Raw genomic sequence first — 18,814 nt, 5'->3', positions numbered from 1 at the left:
GGCCACGGCCGTCACCACGGCCTGCGCGACCTTCGGGTGGTCGGCGAGGGCGGACTCGATCTCACCGACCTCCACGCGGAAGCCGCGGATCTTGACCTGTCCGTCGCCCCGGCCGAGGAACTCCAGGCTTCCGTCGGCGGTCCAGCGCACGCGGTCGCCGGTGCGGTACATACGGCCGCCGGGCTCGCCGAACGGGTCGGCCACGAACCGCTCGGCGGTCAGGGCGGCCCGGTTGACGTAGCCGTGGGCGAGGCCCTCGCCCGCGATGTGGAGCTCGCCGCCGACTCCGGGGGCGACCGGGCGCAGGCGGTCGTCCAGGACGTAGAGCCGGGTGTCGCCGATCGGGCCGCCGAGGGGCACGGTCTCGCGGGCCAGGTCGGCCGGGCGCAGGGCTCCGGCCGCGGCGAAGGTGGTGGTCTCGGTGGGGCCGTAGCCGTTGATGAGGGTGGTGCCGGGAAGCTGTTCGAGGACGGCGCGGCAGTGCCGCGGGGAGAGGGCGTCGCCGCCGGCCAGCAGGTGGCGCAGTCCGGCGAGGGCCTCGATGTCGGCGTCCACCACCTCGTGGAAGAGCCCGGCGGTCAGCCAGAGCGTGGTGACGCCGTGGGTGGTGAGGAACTCCCGCAGCTCGGGCGGGTCCAGGACGCCGGCCGGGGCCAGGGCCAGCGTCGCCCCGTTGAGCAGGGCTCCCCAGATCTCGAAGGTGGCGGCGTCGAAGGAGACGGACGCGGCCTGCGCGACGACGTCCTGCGGCGTGAGCTCGATGTACGGGGTGTGGCGCACCACGCGGTCGATGGCCCGGTGCGGGGTGAGGGTGCCCTTGGGCGTGCCCGTGGAGCCGGAGGTGTAGATGACGTAGGCGCCGTGGTCGGGGGTGAGGCCGGCGTCGACCGGTCCCGCCGGGGCGGCCTCGACGGCCTGGCGGTCGGTGTCGACGAGGACGAGGGGGCGCCGGTCGGTGCCGAGCCGCCGGCCGCCGGCCGCGTCGGTGACCAGGAGTACGGCCTCGGAGTCGTCGAGCATGAACTCCTGGCGGGCGACGGGGTACGCGGGGTCCACGGGCACATAGGCGGCCCCCGCCTTGAGGATGCCGAGCAGGGCGACGATCAGGGAGGTGCCGCGGGGCAGGGAGAGGCCGACGCGGTCGCCGGTGCGCACGCCCCGCTCGCGCAGATGGTGGGCCAGCCGGTTGGCACGGGCGTCCAGGTCGGCGTAGGTGAGCCGGGTGTCGGCCTGGTGGACGGCGACGGCGTCGGGGGTGCGCGCGACCTGGCGGGCGAACAGGTCGGTGAGGGTGGCCGGCGCCACGCCCCGCTCGGCGGTGTTCCACTCCTGGAGCACCCGGCGGCGCTGCCGGTCGGTCAGGAGGGCGGCGTCGGCCATGGGGCGGTCCGGGGTCTCGGCGAGTGCGGCGAGCAGGGTGCGCAGATGGCCCGCGAAGCGCTCGACGGTGCCGCGGTCGAAGAGGTCGGTGTTGTACTCGGCGGAGGCGGTGAGCGAGCCGTCGTCGCCCGGCCAGAACTCCAGGGTGAGGTCGAACAGGGCGGCCTCCCGGGGCAGGACGGCCTCCTCGACGCGGATCCCGGGCAGCTCGGGAACGCCACCGGGCACGTTCTGGAGCACGAGCATGACCTGCACGAGCGGCGGGATGCTCGGGTCGCGCCCGGGCAGGACGGCGTCCACGACCCGGTCGAAGGGGACCAGGCTGTGGGCGACGGCGTCGGCCGCGGTCCGTCGGCCGCGGGCGACGAACTCGGCGAAGGTCAGCGACTCGTCGACGTCGGCGCGCAGGGCGAGGGTGTCGACGAAGAAGCCGACCAGGTCGGCGAGTTCGGCCCGCAGGCGGCCGGAGTCGACGGTGCCGAGGACGATGTCGCGCTGTCCGGTGAGCCGGGCGAGGAAGAGCTGCACACCGGCGGTGAGCGCGGTGAACAGCGTGCCGCCCGCGGTACGGCCCAGCTCGGTCAGCCGGCGTGCGGTGCCGGCGGGCACGGTGAACAGGACACGGTCGCCGGCCGAGGTGCGCACCGGCGGGCGCGGCCGGTCGGCGGGCAGCTCCAGGGGGACCGCGCCGTCCAGGACCCGCTTCCAGTGGGCGAGCTGCTCCTCCACCTCCGGGGTGTCCTGCAGGGCGCGCTGCCAGGCGGCGAAGTCGGCGTACTGGAGGGGGAGTTCGGCGAGCCCGGCGGCCGTGGCGAGGGCGTCGGGCCGGGCGTTCGGGTCCCGCAGCGTGGCGGCGTAGAGCGCGCCCAGCTCGCGGGTGAGCACCTCCATCGACCAGGCGTCGGCGGCGATGTGGTGGGCCGTCAGGACCAGCAGGTGCTCCTCGGGCGCCGTGCGCACCAGGCGTGCCCGCAGCAGCGGCGCGGTGGCGAGGTCGAAGGGGGCGCCGACCTCGGCGCGCAGCAGCCGGTCCAGTGCCCGGTCGCGTTCGGCCGGGGTCCGGGCGGTGAGGTCCTCGACGGGCACGGGGACGCGCACGGTACCGGGTTCGGCGATCATCTGGGCCGGGGTGCCGTCCTCCTCGGGGAAGGAGGTGCGCAGCGGCTCGTGCCGGGCGACCAGGGCGGTCAGCGCGGCGCCGAGCGCCTCGGGGTCGACGCTGCCGTGCAGCCGCAGCCCGGTGGCGCAGTTGTAGGCGGCCGAGCCCGGTTCGTGGCGGTCGAGGAACCACAGGCGCTGCTGGGCGGCGGACAGCGGCAGCCGCTGCCCGCGGGGGACGGGGGTGATGGCGGGCCGCTGCGGAGTCTGCTGCCGGGCGAGGGTGCGCAGTTGGGCGGCGAGCCGTTCGACGGTGGGGTGGTCGAAGAGGGCGGCGGCTTCGAGGGGGACGCCGAGGCGTCGCTCCACCTGGAAGGCGGTGCGCAGAGCGGATATGGAGTCGCCGCCGGCGGCGAAGAAGTCGTCGTGCACGCCGATCCGCTCCACCGGGAGCAGCTCCGCCCAGATGGCGGCGAGGGCACGCTCGGTCTCGTCGCGCGGCTCGGTGTGCGCGTGGGTGCCGGGCCCGGCGGGCGCCTCGGGGGCGGGCAGGGCCGCGCGGTCGACCTTGCCGTTGGGGGTGAGGGGGAAGCGGTCCAGCGGGACGAGGGCCGCGGGCACCATGTGGGCGGGCAGCCGGCCGGTCAGGTGGTGCCGCAGGGTCTGGTGGCCGGGCGGGCGGGCGGTGTCGGCGGGCACGTAGTAGGCGACGAGCCGGCCGGGCCCCTGGTCCTTGCGGAGGACGACCACGGCCTGGAGCACGGCCTCGTGTTCGGTGAGGGCGGTCTCGATCTCGCCGAGCTCGACGCGCAGCCCGCGGATCTTGACCTGGTCGTCGGCCCGGCCCACGAACTCGAAGGTGCCGTCGGGCAGTCGGCGGGCGAGGTCGCCGGTGCGGTACATCCGCGAGCCCGCCTCGCCGTACGGGTCGGCCACGAACCGCTCGGCGGTCAGGGCGGCCCGGTTGACGTAGCCGCGGCCCACTCCTTCGCCCGCGATGCACAGTTCGCCGACCTCGCCGTCGGGCACGGGGCGCAGCTGCTCGCCGAGGACGAGGACCCGTACGCCGTCCACGGGCCGCCCGATGCCGGGCGCCTGGCCGAGGTCGGTGGCCAGCGGCCCGTTCATGGTCGCCGTCACGGTCGCCTCGGTGGGGCCGTAGGCGTTGAACATGCGCCGGCCGGCGGCCCACCGGGCCACCACCTCGGGCGGGCAGGGCTCGCCGCCGGTGGCCAGGGCGCGCAGGCCGGGCAGCGGGGTGGGCGGGACGGTGGCCAGCACCGAGGGCGGGATCATGGCGTGGGTGATCGCCGCGTCGGCCAGCAGCTCGGCCAGGGCGTCGCCGACGGTCTGGGTGGCCCGGGAGGGCAGCACCAGGGTCGCGCCCGCGTACCAGGTCTGCACGATGTCGGCGATGGAGACGTCGAAGTTGGGCGAGGCGAACTGAAGCACGCGGCTGTCGCCGTCGATGGCGAGAGCCGAGGCGTGCGCGGCGCCGAGGTGCGGGATGCCCCGGTGGGTGACGGCGACGCCCTTGGGGCGGCCGGTGGAGCCCGAGGTGAACAGGACGTAGGCGGTGTTGTCGGGCAGGACCGTCACCCGGGGCGGGGTGTCGGGGTGGGAGGTGTCCAGGCCGGCGGGGCCGTCGAGCAGCAGGACGGCGGGGTCGCCGGCCGGGCGGTTGGCGGCCTCGCGGCTGCTGACGACGAGCCGGACGTCCGCGTCGGCGACCATGAACTCCAGCCGGTCCGAGGGGTAGCCGGGGTCGAGGGGGAGGTAGGCGCCGCCGGCCTTGAGGATGGCCAGCAGGACGACCAGGAGGTCCGGGCCCCGCTCCAGGCACACGCCGACCCGGGTCTCCGGGCCGACGCCCAGCTCGGCCAGCCGGTGGGCCAGCCGGTTGGCGCGGCGGTCCACCTCGCCGTATGTCAGCACCGTCGTGCCGCACTCCACGGCCGGGTGGGCGGGGCGTCGTGCCGCCTGCGCCTCGAACAGGCCGTGCAGGGTGACGCCGCCGGACGGCTGCCGGACCTGCTGGTGAGTGCTGCTGTCAGACTTCATTGCGAGACCCCAGAAAACCCAGAAAACGCCGAATGGAAAAGGAATATCCAACTGCCCGGTTCCGCTGCGCCGGTTCGTCGGTGCTCACGTCGGGCGAAGTTCCCTCAGCAGGGTGCGCCCGCTGTATTGGAGGGCCTGAATACGGCCCGTCGTGCGGTCCTTGACGAATCGTCCGAGCGTGGCGGGGAATTCGGTTCCCACCGAGCTGAATACGCCGCCGGCGCGGGGCACGAGGTGCTCGGACAGACCGCCCGGCAGCCGTAGCGTCATTCCGTCGGACGCGACGACGACATCGACGGTGAGGTCGCCGTTGCGGTACGTCCCCGCGCATTCCGCGAACCGCGCCGCGGACACCGCCGGCGGGACCTCCGGTTCGTGTACGCCCACGTCGATCCCGCCGTCGCGCAGCCGTTGCACCAGCGCGTCCCACAGCCGCACTCCCGTCGCGGAGTTGGTGGTCAGGGCGACCACCGTGCCGTCGTCGGGGCGGATGCGCAGATGGCAGGTGGTGCCGTCCAGGGCCCCGTCGTGGCCGAGCCAGAGGCTGCCGGGACGGCCGAACAGGCCCAGTCCCGCGCCCCAGGAGTGGGCCAGCCCGTAGGGACCCGGTCCGGGCACCGGGCGGCCCATCTCGCGCAGTACGTCCGGGTCGACGAGGTCCGCGTGGTCCCGGTCCGCCGGCCGGGCCAGGTGCAGCCGGGCGAAGCGCACCAGGTCCGTGGCACTGCCGGCGAGACCGCCGGCGGCCATGGATCCGGCGTCGGTCCGTGCCGGGACGGCGTGCACGACCGGGTTGCCGTCGGCGCCGGTGCGGGTGCGGTGCCCGCAGGGCGCGGGGTTGGGGCCGGGATCGAGGGGGGTGCCGCCGAGCAGCCGGACCCCGGTGCCGAGCGGTTCGAGCAGGTAGCTCCGCAGGGCCTCCCACCACGACAGCTCGGTCACGGTCTCGATGAGGCGGCCGGCGATGCCGTAGCCGACGTTGGAGTACGAGAACGCCCCGCGCGCCGGCCACCCCGCCGGGTGGGTGCCGGCGCGGTCCAGGAAGCCCTCGTACCAGTCCCGCAGGCTGCGCGCCCGCTCGTCGTCGTGGTCGGAGGGCAGGCCCGCGGTGTGGCTGAGGAGCATGCGTGGGGTGGCGGCGGACACGCCCTGGGCGGCGGGCCGGCGGGCCGGCATCCGGCTGCCGATCGGACGGTCCAGGTCCAGGTCACCGTCGGAGACGAGTTGCAGCAGCAGGGCCGCCGTGAACGCCTTGGTCACCGACCCGTAGGCGAAAAGGGAATGGTCGCCGACCGGCCGCCCGGTTTCGTATTCCTCGGTGCCGAATGCCCAGGTGGTCAGGGCGCCCCGATGGAGGACGGCCAATTGGCCGCCGACCACATCGCAGCTTTCCGCGAGTTCTTTCACCGTGTCCCGGTCAGGGCACGTTTCGGGCCATGTTCTCGTCGGTGTGCCAGACACGGACGAACCCCGCCTCCCCAGTCGCATGGGTATTCCATGGAAGGCGGTGTTCGGATGCCGTCTCGCGGCGCACCGCCCGGGGGAAATCCTCGGCGAGCGGGGCCAAATCGAACAGGAGATTTAGCTCTGTCGCAAACACGCAGTCCGTGGGCGCCGCGCCGGTCGGACGCCGACGGCGGCCCGGCGGGAGGCGCCCACGTCACGCGCGGGCCGTCAGGTCCGCGGCGGCAGCACGATGGCGGCGATCACCAGCGCCAGAACCCCGCCACCGGCGTTCCACAGCCCGCGCTGCACCTCGGTCACCTCGAAGGCGACGGGAGCCACCGCACGGATCTGCTGCACGGTCCACAGGATCCCCGTCGCCAGGCCCGCCACGCAGGCCACGGCCAGCACGGCCCGGGACCGGACGAGCAGGCCGAGCACGGCGACGGCGGCCACGGCGACCAGCGGCAGCAGCATGGAGGTGGCGGCGCCGCCGGCCGCGGCGGGCTCCAGGCCGGTGAACAGGTCCGTCAGCGCCACCTCGCGCGGCTCCCGCCCCTCGTACCAGGGCTGGAAGGCGCTGAGCACCAGCGCCGCCGCTCCGACCAGGGTGAGCAGGACTGCGGCGATACGGGCCATGGGTGCGGCTCCTCGATCTCTGTTGCGTTTCTGTCGCGTCGCGTTCGATCCTGCCCCGCCCAACCGGCCCTCGCACGGCCTTTGTTGACGGGGCGGCGGATCTGCGGTCAGGGCCGCTGCAGCGCCGCCGGGCGCCGTCGGCGCAGCGCCGGGCGGGCGGGCAGGAGGATGCCCGCGGCCACGGTCACGACGACGACCAGGACGATGGCCCCCGCCTGGACCGGCGGCAGGTAGGGCAGGGATCCGGTGACGGACAGGCTGAACGCCGTGAGGGGGATCAGCGCGGCCAGCGCGCCGACCACCAGTCCGGTGACGATCACTATCGCCGCCTCGACCCGCAGCATCCGCCTGACCTGGCGTCGCCCCGCGCCCACCAGCCGGAGCAGCACCAGCTCCTGCCGGCGTCCGATCAGGATCAGCACCAGGGTGCTGAGGACGGCGATGACGGTGAACCCGCCGACGACGCCGACGGCCACGGTGGTGAGCACCTGGCTCACGCCCCGGTCCTCGGACCGCAGGTGCTCCGGGCTCGGGTTCGCGGCCACCTGTACGTCGAGCGCGGCACCGGACAGTGCCTCGCGCACCGCCCGCTGTACGGCGTCCCGGTCGGCGTCCGGGGCGACCCGGGCCAGGACGCGGGTGTCCAGGGGGGCGGACACATGGGGGGCCAGCGCGTCCCGCGCGAACAGGAAGTCACCGAGCGCGAGGTTGCGTTCGTAGACCGCCACCACCCGCAGCGAGGCGACGACGCCGTCGCCATAGCGCAGCCGGACCTTGGAGCCGACCTTCACGTCCAGCGAGTCGGCCCGGGCGGCGCCCACCGCCACGGTGCCCTCGCGCAGGTCCCGCAGGGATCCGGAGGTGACGTCGGGATCGAGCGTCGCGGGCAGGGCGCCGGGCGTGACGCCCACCACCGGGAGCCGCTCCAGCACGGGGTCACCGGCCTCTCGCCGGGCGAGCACGACCGTGCTGTGGAGGGCGCCCGTGGCGGCCTCGACACCCGGCACGGCGGCCACGTCCCGCGCGGCCTCGGCGGGCAGTCCGGCCTCCTCGGTGGTCACCACGAGGTCGGCGCGCATCGCCTGCCGGGCCTGGGCGCTGCCCTCGTGGTCCATGGTGGCGCCCGCCGCGAGCTGGACGCCCACGAAGGCGACCACCAGGACGACCGGGGTGATGGCCGCGCCCAGCCGGCGCGAGTTCGCCGTGGTCGACGCGGCGGCGAGGTAGCCGCCGGCGCCGCCCAGCCGCCGGGTGAGCGGTGCGAGCAGGCGCATGGCTCCGCGGGCGATCCACGGGCCGAGCAGCGCGCAGGCGATCACCAGGGCGAGGGCCGCGCTGCCCGCGGCCATGGCGGCCAGTTCGCCCGACTGCAGCGCCGCGGTGCCCGCGGAGCTGAGGCCGGCGAAGAGGACGACGAGGCCGGTGACGGTACGGCCGCGGCCGGGCTGCCCGGGTTCGCTCGCGGCCTCGCCGAGGGCCTGCGCGGGACGGATCTTGGCGATGCGTCCGCACGCCAGGGCGGCCGAGACCCGGGCGACGACCAGGGTGAGGACGGCCGTCAGCACGGGGGTGGCGAACATCCACGGCAGGACCGGGAGGTCGAGCCCGACGGGGACGGCGCCCCGGTCGCGCAGCATCCACAGCAGCATCAGGAAGACCGGGAGGGAGCCCACCGCGCCGAGCACGGCGGCCGTGGTGGCGACTCCGGTCACCTCCCGGCCCACCGTCACCCGCAGCTGCCAGGGCGTCGCCCCGACGGCGCGCAGCAGCGCCAGTTCACGGGCCCGCTGGTGCACCGCCTGGCTGACGGTGCCGGCCACCACGAGCACGGCGATCATGATGACGGTCGCGCACAGCATGGCCAGCAGGTTGAGCAGGCTGGCCCGGCTCGGCGCCGCCTCCAGGAACTCGGCCTGGCCGCGCCCGTTGCCGGTCAGCACCCGCAGCCGGGAGGAGTCCTGCCGGTCCCGGCTGTCGGCGACGGCGTCCCGCGCCGGCTCCGCGCCGTCGAGGGCCTTGCGCAGCTCGGGGTAGAGCTGGTGCACGCTCACGCCGTCCGCGGCGAGCACGCCGATGGCGTCCACGGTGCCGGGGTGGCCGGACAGCCGGACGGCCTGGTCCTCGGTGAAGAAGACGGCGCCCTGGTGGGCGAGGCCGGTGTCGTCGGCCTCGCCGTCGGGGGCGACGATGCCGGAGACGACGTACTCGGCCGGTGCGCCGAGCGTCTGCAGCCGGATCCGGTCGCCGGTGCCGACCCCCGCGCGCGCGGCCAGGTCGCCGTCGATCGCCACCTGCCGCGCCGCGGAGGGAGCCTTGCCCGCCCGCAGGGTGAACGGGGCGAGTGCCGCCGTAGGCCAGCCGTGGCCGTACACGGGCGCGGTGCCGGAGTCGCTGTCCGGTCCCGGTACGCCCCGGCCGTCGGGGCCGGCGAGCGCGACCGGGAAGCTGCTGTCCGGGATGGCGGCGCGGACGCCGGGTACCTTGGCGAGCCGGTCCACGACGTCGGCCGGGACGCGGACGCGTTCGGTGAGCGACTGGGTCACGGTGGTCGGCGGGTCGCCCCACGGCTTGGCCCGGTACCGGGTGCTCTGGTCGGCGGCGACCACCGCCGTGGTGGCGGCGTACCGCTCGACGTGGGCGTGCCCCACGAACGCCGAGAGGGTGGCGAGGGCGAAGCTGCCCAGGAGCAGTGCGGTGAGCACGAGGGCCGCGAACACGGCGGCCCAGGCCTTGCGGTGCAGACGCATGGAGCGGCGGGCGAGGAAGTGGGCGGTGCGCTGGACGCGCCCCACCGACTCTCCGTGCCGTTCCCGGGCCGGGGTGCGGCCTGCGGGCTGCCGGGTGTCGACGGCCACGGTCATCGCTCCCCGAGCTGGGCGAGCCGCCGGGCCACGGTCTCCGGACCGGGGCGCTCCTCTCGGGCGACGATGCGTCCCGCCTCGATGAAGATCGCTTCGTCGGTCCAGGCGGCGGCCTGCGGGTCGTGGGTCACCATCACCACGGTGTGCCCCGACACGTCCACGGCCTGGCGCAGCAGTTGCAGGACCTCGCGGGCGGTGACCGGGTCGAGTGCCCCGGTCGGCTCGTCGGCGAAGATCACGGCGGGGTCGGTGACCAGGGCCCGGGCGATGGCCACGCGCTGCTGCTGGCCGCCCGACAGCCGTAACGGCGAGTCGTCCGCGCGGTCGGCCAGTCCGACGGCGTCCAGCACCTTCAGGGAGCGCTCCCGCACCGCGGGGTCCTGGGGGTTCATGCCGCGCAGCAGCAGCGGCAGGGCGGTGTTCTCGCCGACGGTGAGCGACGGTACGAGGTTCAGGGACTGGAAGACGAAGCCGATCCGGTCCCTGCGCAGCCGGGTCAACGCCGCCTCGGACAGCCGGGACAGGTCGGTGTCGCCGATCCACACCGTGCCCGAGGTGGGCTGGTCGAGCCCGGCGGCGCACTGCAGGAACGTGGTCTTGCCGGAGCCGGAGCGGCCCATGACCGCCAGGAAATGACCCTGCGGCACTTCCATGCTCACGTCCTCCAGCGCGTGGAAGTCCTTCCCACCGCGCCAGTAGCGCCGGGTGACGGAGTCGAGGGTGAGCGCGTGGGCGCCCGCCGTGTCGCGGCCTGCCGCCCGCGTCGGGCCGGCGGGCGTAGGGGTCCTTCTCCCCATGCGAAGTGACATTGATTCGCCTTCCAGGTCGCGGTCACCGACCGTGTCGTTCACCTGCCTCGCCTCGTCCTTCGGGGGATGCGAGGGAGGGATCCTCCACCTGTGGCGACTGTAGGTCCGGGCCCCGGGGCGGCACGATGGAGCGCCCACCCATTCCCGGGTTCAGCCAGCACCACCGGGGTCTGGGGAGATGGGCACACCGCCCGCGGGCCGCACCGCCAACTACCGTGCTTTCATGGCGTACTTCTCCTCCCAGCTGCGGCGGTCCTGGCAGGCGTCCTGCCACCTGTTCTTCGGCGTTCCGGTGGCCATGGCCGCGTTCCTGGGCTGCTTCGCGGTCCCGATCGGGGTGTTCTTCACGCTGTTCGTCATCGGCGCGCCGGCCTGGCCGGAGATCGTGCGCATACTGCGCCGGTTCGCCGGATACGAACGCGTCCGGGCCGGCGGCTGGCTGGGCAAGCCGATCCCGGAGCTGTACCTGCCGCTGGACGGCTCGCCCAGCGACCGGGTGCGGCTGGCGCTCACCGACCCCGGTACCTGGCGCGACGCGCTCTGGTTACCCTTCGCGACCGTCAGCATCCTCGGCTTCAGCGCGGTCGTGCTGGTCCTGTGGCCCCTGACGCTGCTCGTCGACGGCACCGCGGCCGCGGTCCGCCGGTCGCTGGAGCGCAGGGACACCGCGCCCTTCGACCCCGCTCCCGAACCCCCTCGGGCGCTGCTGCTGCCCGTGTTCGAGATCCTGGCGGACGCCCAGGCCCGGTGGACGGCGGCGCTGCTCAAGCCGTCGGCCTCGACGAAACTCGGCCAACGTGTCGCGGAGCTGTCCGAGTCCCGGGCCGGCGCCATGGAGGCCCACAGCGCCGAACTGCGCCGCATCGAGCGCGATCTGCACGACGGGGTGCAGGCCCAGCTGGTGGCGCTGTCCATGCGCATCGGGCTCGCGCGCCAGCAGGTGCGGAACGACCCGGATGCCGCGACGGAGTGGCTCGACGAGGCCCAGGAGGAGATCGACGCCACGCTCGCGGCGCTGCGGGGCATCGTCCGTACGGTGCATCCCCCGGTCCTCACCGACCGCGGTCTGGCCGGAGCGGTGCGCACGCTCGCGGTGTCCGCTGACATCCCGGTCGAGATGAACCTGGCGGCCGTGGAGAACGGTCACCGGCTGCCGGCGGCCGTGGAGGCCGCGGTGTACTTCGTGATCGCGGAGTGTCTGACGAACATCCGCAAGCACAGTGGGGCGACCCAGGCCTCAGTACGCTTCACCCGGGCCGACGGGTCGCTGCAGGTCGTCGTGACCGACAACGGGCGCGGCGGGGCTGAGGAACACGGCGGAAGCGGGCTGCTCGGCATACGCCGACGGGTCGCGGCGCTCGACGGCACGACCGAGATCACGAGCCCTCCCGGGGGGCCGACGAGGATGAAGGTGGAGCTGCCATGCGGATCTTGATCGCGGAGGACAACGCATTACTCCGGGAGGGCATGACGCTGCTGCTGACCCGCAACGGCCACGAGGTGGTGGCCACGTGCGCATCGGGACCCGAGATCATGCCGACCCTGCGCCGCACCGAGCCGGACGCGGCGGTCCTGGACGTGCGACTGCCGCCGAGCTTCCGCGACGAGGGCCTGCGCGCGGCCGTCGCGGCCCGGCAGGAGTTCCCCGAGCTGCCCATCCTGGTGCTGTCGCAGTACGTCGAACAGGCCTACGCCGCGGAGCTGCTGGCCCTGGGCGCCCGCGGGGTCGGCTATCTGCTCAAGGACCGGGTCGGCCGGGTGGAGCAGTTCCTGGAGGCCCTGGAGCGCATCAGCGAGGGCGGCACCGCCCTCGATCCCGAGGTGGTCAACGAGATCATCCAGCAGAGGGCGTCGACCCGGTCGCTGGAGGGGCTGACGGCGCGCGAGCACGAGGTGCTGGAGCTGATGGCCCAGGGGCTGGCCAACGCGGCCATCGCGGAACGGCTCTTCGTCACGGAGCGGGCCGTCAGCAAGCACATCCGGGGCATCTTCGACAAGCTGAACCTGCCCGCGGAGGGCACCAGCGTCCACCGCCGGGTTCTGGCGGTCCTCGCGTACCTGGGCAACGACATCTCCGGCGAGGCGTCCCGGTAGGTCCTGTCGTTTGGATCAGGTCGGCTGTGAGGTGCGGTGCCTTCCGGGCGACCCGAGCGGGGTCTGGTGCGTGCAGCTGCAAGGCGGAGGAGGGAGTCATGGCGGAGCCATGGCGACTGACGACAACGCGGCAGATGTGCGCACCAGACCCCGCGACGCCGGGCTGATCCAAACGACAGGGCCTAGGCGCCGCCGGGCAGCGGCCGGGAAGCAGAAAGGGCGTCCGGGGCGCCGGCCCCGGACGCCCTTGGGGGAATCCGAACTCCACGGTGCGGGGGATGTCTTCCGGGACCCCGGACTCCCGGCTCTGCGGTGGTGCGTGTCAGCCGAAGTCACCGAGATCGGAGCACGTCTTGCGCAGTGCCTTCAGCCGGTCGTTCTGCTGTGACACGTACTCCGAGACCGATCCCGCATCCAGATCGTCGTCGGCGGCGTCCCGCAGTTCCTTCGCGGTCTGCTCCGCGGCGTCCCGCAGTTTGTCGTCGGAGGCCTTTTCGGCGATCTCGTCAATCTTGTCGGCGCGTTCACGGACGTCCTTACGGGCCTCGTCCGCGCTCGACGGGTTGGGGTCGAAAAGCGCGATGTCCAGAATGTTGAGGCACATGTCGCCCCGATCCAGCGCGTCCTGCGCGGAATCACAGGCGGTCAGGCCGAGGGTGGCCGGGACGGCGATGATTCCGCCGGCCAGGATCCCGGCGAACCTCCGGCGCCTTTCCGATAAGCGCGTCCGCATGCCCAGTGACGACTTCATTCTGCATTCTCTCCCTGAGTGCTTTCTCAGCTCGCGGATCGCCGCCAGCGGACGACCGCCCAGATCACCGCGAGTGCGTCGAGGGCGAATCCCGCGCTCATGACGGCGGTGTAGGTACCGCCGTCCACGGCGTGCGAGACCACGGACGTGAGCATGGCGCCCACGAAGAACACCAGCAGTGGCGGCACGTACCACGCTCCCCTGGCCTTCCGGGAGGCGCGCTCCTCGTCGTAGTCGGTCGAACGTGCCATGAGAACTCCCACTCCACTCCGTGCTCGTCGCGTCACGCGGCCCCGCCGCGCCGTCTCCTCCATGCTGCCCGGCCGCGGGGTTGCGGGCAGTACACCGCGCACCCGAACCGGGGTGAAGCCTGCACCACCATTGCTGGTTCCGCACCGGCCGACGGCCTGCCCGAACCGCTGCCACCAGCGCGTTTGACGCGTGGTTTAAAGCCCTGTCCGGCCGCGGGCGGCGATGCCAGCATGCACCTGGCCGTACGGGCCCGCGCACAGGAAGGACAGCGACGCTGGAAACTCCTCAAGCACCCACGCCGCTGTTCCGCAACAGAAACTACAACCTGTTGTGGTCAAGTCAGGTTCTGTCCGAACTCGGCGCCCAGATCTCGGTGTTCGCCCTGCCGCTGCTGGTGCTGGCCCTGACCGGTTCCGCGGTCCAGGCCGGTGCGGCCAGCGCCCTGAGCGCCGTCACCCGGCTCGTCGTCCTGGTCCCGGCCGGGGCCCTGACGGACCGCTGGGACCGCCGACGGGTCATGCTCTGGTGCGAGTTGGCCCGGCTGCCGGTGATCACCGCCCTCGCGCTGGCCCTGCTGCGGGACTCGGCCGGGTTCGGCCTGGTGCTGCTGGTCGCCATCGTCGACGGGGTGGCCGCCGCGCTGTTCGCGCCGGCCGAGGAGGCCGTACTCCCCCAAGTGGTGGACAAGAGCCAGCTGTCGACGGCGGTGGCGGTGACCGCCGCCCGCAGTTACGTCGCCACGCTGGCCGGTCCCGGCATCGGCGGTCTGCTCTTCAGCGCCCACCGCGCACTGCCGTTCCTGGCGAACGCGCTGACGTACGCGCTGTCGGGTCTGCTCATCCTGTGCACCCGTATCAAGGCGCACCGTCCGCCGTCCGAACGGCGCTCCCTGGTGCACGAGGTCGGTGAGGGGGTCCGCTGGATCGCCCGCAACCCAGTCATCCGCGCGAGCCTGCTGGTCGCGGTCATGGCGAGCATCTGCTTCAACGCCCTGAACCTGATCGTGCTGGCCGCCGCCGAGCGTGCCGGGGTGCCCACCGGGCAGATCGGCCTGATCGGCGTGCTGACCGGGGCGGGCGGGCTCGCCGGAGCGCTGCTCGCCCCTCGGTTCCAGCGCCTGATGACGCCGAGGACCGCGATCCTGGTGCTGGCCTGGGTGAGCACCGCCCTCACCCCGCTGCTGGCCACGACGGCCGACGCCCTGCTGTTCGGCGCCGTGCTCGGCGTGATCGCCTTCCTCGCCCCGACCGTGCAGACGGCCGTGGTGACCTACCAGATGGCGTCGACGCCCGACCGGCTGCGCGGGCGGGTCAGTGCCGCGCTCGGACTCACCGGCGGGGTCGCGGGCGCGGCGGGGCCGCTGCTGGGCGGCACGCTCGTCGAGACCGTCGGCTGGCGCGGCGCCGTGCTCGGCTGCGCCGGCGCCCTGCTGCTGGCCGGCGTCGGCGCGGCACTCAGCCCGGCCCTGCGCTCCTTCACCCAGGTGACGGGCGAGGCACCGGCCGAGCCCGCGCTCACTCCCACTCCCGCCACGGACACCCCGGAAAGGTGACAGGCATGACCCAGCAACAGTCCCGCTCGCGCGCCCGGACCGCCCCACGGTGGACGGTAGCCAGGCCGGCCCGGCCCGACGCCGCGGTCCGGCTCTTCTGCTTCCCGTACGCGGGCGGCGGTTCCAGCATCTTCCGCAACTGGCACACCCACCTGGACGACGGGATCGAGGTGTGCCCGGTGCTGCTGCCGGGCCGCGAGGAACGCTACAGCGAGCCCGCGTTCACCCGCGCCGACGCTCTGGTGGCGGCGCTCGCCGAGCACTTGGCGCCCGTCTTCGACAAGCCGTTCGCGTTCTTCGGCCACAGCATGGGCGGCCAGATCGCGTTCGCTCTCGCCCGCCATCTGGCCGCCGTGGGGGCGCCGACGCCGAGCCGTCTGTTCCTGGCGGGGTGCGCGCCGCAGCACAGCAGGGTGCTGCGGCACGAACTTCCCGACGAGCAACTGGTCGCGGAGATACGGGAGATGAACGGTGCTCCGCCCGAAGTGCTCGCCAACGAGGAGGTGCTACAGCTCCTCCTGCCCATGATCCGGGCCGACTTCGCCCTGGCCGAGGACTCCGTGCCGCCTGCCGAGGCCCAAGTGTCCACGCCGGTCACCGCGTTCGCCGGCTCGACCGATCCCGAGGCCGGGCACGACGAGGTGCGGCTGTGGGCGCGGCACACGACGGGTTCCTTCGAGTCGTTCGAGCTCGAGGGCGACCATTTCTTCCTGCACCAGCCTGCCGCGCTGCTCGATCTGGTCGCCCGCAGGCTCACGACTCCTGTTCCCCGCCCAACCAGCTGAGGCACTCCCGGATCCGCTCGGGGTTCGCGCCGGCCACCATGTCGACGACGCGACCCTGGTGCAGGAACAGCACGGCGTCCGCGGCGGCGGCTGCCGTCACGTCCTCGGTGGTCACCACGGCGGCCACCGCGCGGCCGTCGTCGACGGCGTCCCGCAGCAGCGCGCAGTGCGCCGGCTCGGCGCCGTCGACGAGGAAGAGCCGGGGCGGCCCGGCGAGAGCCCGCTCGTCCAGTGCGCCCCGGCACAGCACGGCGTCGGCGGCCTCGGGGTCGCGCCACAGGGTGCCGGCGGTCAGCCGGACCTGTCCGGCGAGGCATCGCAACAAAGTTGCCTTGCCCGATTCCTCGGGCCCCATCACCGCCAGAAATCTCCCTTTCCGTAACACGAGGTTCACACCGCGAATGCCCGACGCGGAATCGATCAAATTTTCGTACGTCTTGACCGCGTCCTCAAGAATAACGATCTCGTCGCCTTCCTCGGATGACTCTTCCATGCAGCCCCGCCCCATGCTCGCACCTCAGCGTGGATTGACGTGTGCCCCCTCCGATACGGAGGGAAGCACGGAATGCCGGAACGGCATTCGACGCCCATAACGTACCGCCCGCGCAGGGCCGTCAACAGAAGGTTCACAGGAGAATGCCGGGTTCAGCCAACTACCCATCAAGCGTGGAGACAGCTGTACCTCGGGCAGAGCCAGGCGCAGTAATCGTTTTCTGACTCGCGGGGATCAGCACGGGCTTGGAATGCGGGTGAACCGCGAACGCAGAGAAATCCGGCCCATTGCTCCGCTATCTGGCCGGAATGAACGTTCAACCAAGCCGCCGGACAACCGATTTCACGCTGCAGAGGTGGCGCGCACTTCGCGCTTCGGCGGACCTCCATTTCCCGGGCGGAAGGGTGGAAGTCCGGTGAACATCGCAGCGGGGTCGGGGGGGAGGGCACCCCGTCACCCGAGAGCATGCGGCTCATGGCACGCGCCGCCCCCTGGGCCCGCTGGGCCGACCGGGCCGGGCCGGCCGGGAAAATCGACTGCGGTCGTCCGGGCGTGCTGGTAGACATCCGGGGTGACAGAGCTACTCGGGTTCCCCGCGCTCCTGCGGCTGATCGACGAACGGTCGGTCGCGTTCCGCGCCACCGTCGCCTCCGCGCCCAGCCTCGACGTGCAGGTGCCGACCTGCCCCGGCTGGACGCTGTTCGACCTGGTGCGGCATCTGGGCGGGGGACACCGGCGCTGGGCCGACACCGTCGCCGCGGGGCCTGCCGACGCTCGCCCGGCCGAGACCGCCGCGCAGAGCGCCCCGGCCGGACTTCGGGAGCGCGAGGCCCTGCTGGCCTGGTCGGCCGAGTCGACGGAGCGGCTGCTGAGCGCACTGCGCGAGGCCGGCCCGGATCGCGGCTGCTGGACGTGGTGGGGTACGTCGCAGTCGCCGCAGACCTCCGGTGCCGTCGCCCGGCACCAGCTCCAGGAAGTCGCGGTACACACCTACGACGCCCAGATCGCCCTGGGCGCCCCGCAGCCGCTGCCGGACGCAGCGGCACTCGACGGTGTCGACGAGTTCCTGTCCACCTGCTGCGCGACGACCAGCGCCTGGCCGCACGAGGCCGCCACCGCCGACTTCCACGCCACCGAGGGCCCCTCCTGGCGCCTCGCACTCTCCGCCGACGGCGCCCGGGCCACCCGTCTCCCCACCACCACCGCCGCCGAGGACCTGGACGCGGCCACCGCCTTAGCCCGGGGCACGGCCAGTGACCTGGTCCTCACCCTGTACGGCCGTGTTCCGGTGGACTCCCTGAAGCTCGACGGCAACCGAAAGCTCTTCGACCTGCTCCAGGCCTGGGAGCCGGAGGAGTAAGCCATGACGACACGCTCGTAGGGGATGCGGAGCCGTCTGAACCGGGGCAGCCAGGCGGGGGCGCGCTCGCCCGCCCGGCGCTCGGCTTTGTCGGTCGACGACCAGGTGGTGTTTGGCGGCGGGGCGGGCACGGTCGACAGATGAGGGGCCGGCATAAGCCAGCCCCCTTGAGAGCATGGACGCGTCACCCGTCCACGGCGCAGTCGTCCAGGCCCAGCAGGTCGGCGCGGCGCAACTCGCTCAGCGGGGCGGCGTGCGGACGCGGCCGGACTGCGGCCTGGAGACAGTCCCGCAGCCGGCGCCAGGCCGTCACCTTCCCGGAGCAACCCAGGGGCTCCACGGGGACGTCGCGCCAGGCGACACCGGTCCGCAGCACATGCCTGACACCTGCGCGGGCCGCCCGGTCCGGGACACGGAGTCGACCCGGGTAGCGGCGCCGCCGCTGGCGAGCAGGCGGCAGCAGCCGAGCCACCCGCTCCCCCAGGCCGTCCGGAACAAGAACAGCGCGCTCACGGACACCCTGCCGCCCAGGTCGCCGAGCACAGGGCCCGCAGCTCAACCCATCCTGAAACGATCAGTTACTGGCCGACTTCGCCGTACGCGGCGAGGAGCACGGCCGGGTCCGGCCCTTCCAGCACGGTCGGCTTGGCCAGACCGTCCAGCACGATGAACCGCAGCAGATCACCACGGGACTTCTTGTCGACCTTCATCGTCTCCAGCAGCCTGGGCCACTGGTCGTAGCGGTAGTGCAGCGGCAGACCGACCGATTCGAGGATCGTGCGGTGCCAGTCGGCCGTCGCATCGTCCAACCGCCCGGCGAGACGGCCGAGTTCGGCGGCGAAGTGCATACCCACCGAGACCGCCGCCCCGTGCCGCCACTGGTAACGCTCGTTCTTCTCGATCGCGTGACCCAGCGTGTGCCCGTAGTTGAGGATCTCCCGCAGACCCGACTCCTTCAGATCCGCCGAGACCACCTCCGCCTTGACCCGGATGGACCGCTCGATCAGCTCCGCCGTGTGCGGACCCGCCGGAGTCCGTGCGGCCTGCGGATCGGCCTCGATCAGCTCCAGGATCCGCGGATCCGCGATGAACCCCGCCTTGATGATCTCCGCCAGACCCGACACATAGTCATTGACCGGGAGCGACTCCAGCGCCGCCAGGTCACACAGCACACCCGCCGGCGGATGGAAAGCACCCACGAGGTTCTTGCCCTCGGCCGTGTTGATGCCGGTCTTA

At 73.3% G+C, this 18,814-nt stretch carries 15 protein-coding genes; 5 read left to right on the top strand and 10 right to left on the bottom strand.

All coding sequences use genetic code 11. The annotated features are described in order from the left end of the window. The 5 genes from AQI70_RS32585 to AQI70_RS32565 form a co-directional block, all read right to left on the bottom strand. Nucleotides 1-4,539: non-ribosomal peptide synthetase (locus AQI70_RS32585; protein WP_159042719.1), on the bottom strand; the 4,539-nt coding region annotated here is incomplete at its 3' end. Nucleotides 4,540-4,623: 84 nt separating this feature from the next. Continuing rightward, nucleotides 4,624-6,027: a serine hydrolase domain-containing protein gene (locus AQI70_RS32580; protein ID WP_079051570.1), complete on the bottom strand. Its 1,404-nt coding sequence runs from the start codon at nucleotides 6,025-6,027 to the stop codon at nucleotides 4,624-4,626. Nucleotides 6,028-6,213: 186 nt separating this feature from the next. Further along, complete coding sequence (locus tag AQI70_RS32575) at nucleotides 6,214-6,621, bottom strand: hypothetical protein (protein WP_062156038.1); 408 nt, start codon at nucleotides 6,619-6,621, stop codon at nucleotides 6,214-6,216. A gap of 107 nt (nucleotides 6,622-6,728) precedes the next feature. Continuing rightward, nucleotides 6,729-9,482 (bottom strand): FtsX-like permease family protein, encoded by a 2,754-nt coding sequence (locus AQI70_RS32570; protein WP_062156037.1) that lies wholly within the window; start codon nucleotides 9,480-9,482, stop codon nucleotides 6,729-6,731. Beyond that, entirely contained in the window at nucleotides 9,479-10,291 is an 813-nt protein-coding gene (locus AQI70_RS32565) for an ABC transporter ATP-binding protein (protein ID WP_062156058.1), read from the bottom strand. Before AQI70_RS32565 ends, AQI70_RS32570 begins: the two co-directional genes overlap by 4 nt. Nucleotides 10,292-10,514: 223 nt before the next feature. On the opposite strand from AQI70_RS32565, the gene AQI70_RS32560 reads away from it, so the two are divergent. Both AQI70_RS32560 and AQI70_RS32555 read left to right on the top strand, forming a co-directional pair. After that, entirely contained in the window at nucleotides 10,515-11,726 is a 1,212-nt protein-coding gene (locus AQI70_RS32560; protein ID WP_062156057.1) for a sensor histidine kinase, read from the top strand. Beyond that, on the top strand, nucleotides 11,714-12,385 hold the full coding sequence (locus tag AQI70_RS32555) for a response regulator transcription factor (protein ID WP_037888805.1): 672 nt from the start codon (nucleotides 11,714-11,716) through the stop codon (nucleotides 12,383-12,385). The genes AQI70_RS32560 and AQI70_RS32555 overlap by 13 nt, the downstream gene beginning before the upstream one ends. Nucleotides 12,386-12,707: 322 nt before the next feature. On the opposite strand, the gene AQI70_RS32550 is transcribed toward AQI70_RS32555, so the two are convergent. Together AQI70_RS32550 and AQI70_RS32545 are read right to left on the bottom strand one after the other, a co-directional pair. Next, nucleotides 12,708-13,136 carry a hypothetical protein gene (locus tag AQI70_RS32550; protein ID WP_062156036.1) on the bottom strand — a complete coding sequence of 143 codons (429 nt, stop codon included), beginning with the start codon at nucleotides 13,134-13,136 and terminating at the stop codon, nucleotides 12,708-12,710. Nucleotides 13,137-13,162: 26 nt separating this feature from the next. Continuing rightward, nucleotides 13,163-13,387, bottom strand: a complete 225-nt coding sequence (locus AQI70_RS32545) for a hypothetical protein (protein ID WP_062156035.1) — start codon at nucleotides 13,385-13,387, stop codon at nucleotides 13,163-13,165. 119 nt (nucleotides 13,388-13,506) lie between these two features. Here AQI70_RS32545 and AQI70_RS32540 point away from each other — a divergent pair, with 119 nt between their 5' ends. Together AQI70_RS32540 and AQI70_RS32535 are read left to right on the top strand one after the other, a co-directional pair. Further along, nucleotides 13,507-14,940 (top strand): MFS transporter, encoded by a 1,434-nt coding sequence (locus tag AQI70_RS32540; protein ID WP_079051568.1) that lies wholly within the window; start codon nucleotides 13,507-13,509, stop codon nucleotides 14,938-14,940. A gap of 5 nt (nucleotides 14,941-14,945) precedes the next feature. Then, nucleotides 14,946-15,725, top strand: a complete 780-nt coding sequence (locus tag AQI70_RS32535) for a thioesterase II family protein (RefSeq protein WP_062156033.1) — start codon at nucleotides 14,946-14,948, stop codon at nucleotides 15,723-15,725. Here AQI70_RS32535 and AQI70_RS32530 read toward each other — a convergent pair. Further along, the gene (locus AQI70_RS32530) at nucleotides 15,694-16,218 is read right to left on the bottom strand and encodes an ATP-binding cassette domain-containing protein (RefSeq protein ID WP_107117129.1); all 525 of its coding nucleotides are present in this window, start codon (nucleotides 16,216-16,218) and stop codon (nucleotides 15,694-15,696) included. The genes AQI70_RS32535 and AQI70_RS32530 overlap by 32 nt on opposite strands. Nucleotides 16,219-16,789: 571 nt before the next feature. On the opposite strand from AQI70_RS32530, the gene AQI70_RS32525 reads away from it, so the two are divergent. After that, complete coding sequence (locus AQI70_RS32525) at nucleotides 16,790-17,578, top strand: maleylpyruvate isomerase family mycothiol-dependent enzyme (RefSeq protein ID WP_062156031.1); 789 nt, start codon at nucleotides 16,790-16,792, stop codon at nucleotides 17,576-17,578. 184 nt (nucleotides 17,579-17,762) lie between these two features. On the opposite strand, the gene AQI70_RS40970 is transcribed toward AQI70_RS32525, so the two are convergent. After that, nucleotides 17,763-18,050 carry a transposase gene (locus AQI70_RS40970; RefSeq protein ID WP_159042718.1) on the bottom strand — a complete coding sequence of 96 codons (288 nt, stop codon included), beginning with the start codon at nucleotides 18,048-18,050 and terminating at the stop codon, nucleotides 17,763-17,765. 106 nt (nucleotides 18,051-18,156) lie between these two features. Further along, on the bottom strand, nucleotides 18,157-18,814 hold a 658-nt coding region (locus AQI70_RS32515; protein ID WP_063801637.1), incomplete at its 5' end, for a 3-dehydroquinate synthase family protein.

It is taken from the genome of Streptomyces curacoi (assembly GCF_001513975.1).
In the GTDB taxonomy this organism is placed as follows: domain Bacteria; phylum Actinomycetota; class Actinomycetes; order Streptomycetales; family Streptomycetaceae; genus Streptomyces; species Streptomyces curacoi.
Note: the sequence above shows the minus strand (reverse complement) of the source record. Positions and strands in the feature narration are given on the sequence as shown.

What these genes read in the sequence shown, in the direction of transcription:
- AQI70_RS32530 (WP_107117129.1), bottom strand. Translation starts at nt 16,218, where the DNA reads ATGGAAGAGTCATCCGAGGAAGGCGACGAGATCGTTATTCTTGAGGAC.
- AQI70_RS32550 (WP_062156036.1), bottom strand. Translation starts at nt 13,136, where the DNA reads ATGAAGTCGTCACTGGGCATGCGGACGCGCTTATCGGAAAGGCGCCGG.
- AQI70_RS32535 (WP_062156033.1), top strand. Translation starts at nt 14,946, where the DNA reads ATGACCCAGCAACAGTCCCGCTCGCGCGCCCGGACCGCCCCACGGTGG.
- AQI70_RS32565 (WP_062156058.1), bottom strand. Translation starts at nt 10,291, where the DNA reads ATGTCACTTCGCATGGGGAGAAGGACCCCTACGCCCGCCGGCCCGACG.
- AQI70_RS32580 (WP_079051570.1), bottom strand. Translation starts at nt 6,027, where the DNA reads ATGCGACTGGGGAGGCGGGGTTCGTCCGTGTCTGGCACACCGACGAGA.
- AQI70_RS32575 (WP_062156038.1), bottom strand. Translation starts at nt 6,621, where the DNA reads ATGGCCCGTATCGCCGCAGTCCTGCTCACCCTGGTCGGAGCGGCGGCG.
- AQI70_RS32545 (WP_062156035.1), bottom strand. Translation starts at nt 13,387, where the DNA reads ATGGCACGTTCGACCGACTACGACGAGGAGCGCGCCTCCCGGAAGGCC.
- AQI70_RS32555 (WP_037888805.1), top strand. Translation starts at nt 11,714, where the DNA reads ATGCGGATCTTGATCGCGGAGGACAACGCATTACTCCGGGAGGGCATG.
- AQI70_RS32560 (WP_062156057.1), top strand. Translation starts at nt 10,515, where the DNA reads ATGGCGTACTTCTCCTCCCAGCTGCGGCGGTCCTGGCAGGCGTCCTGC.
- AQI70_RS32570 (WP_062156037.1), bottom strand. Translation starts at nt 9,482, where the DNA reads ATGACCGTGGCCGTCGACACCCGGCAGCCCGCAGGCCGCACCCCGGCC.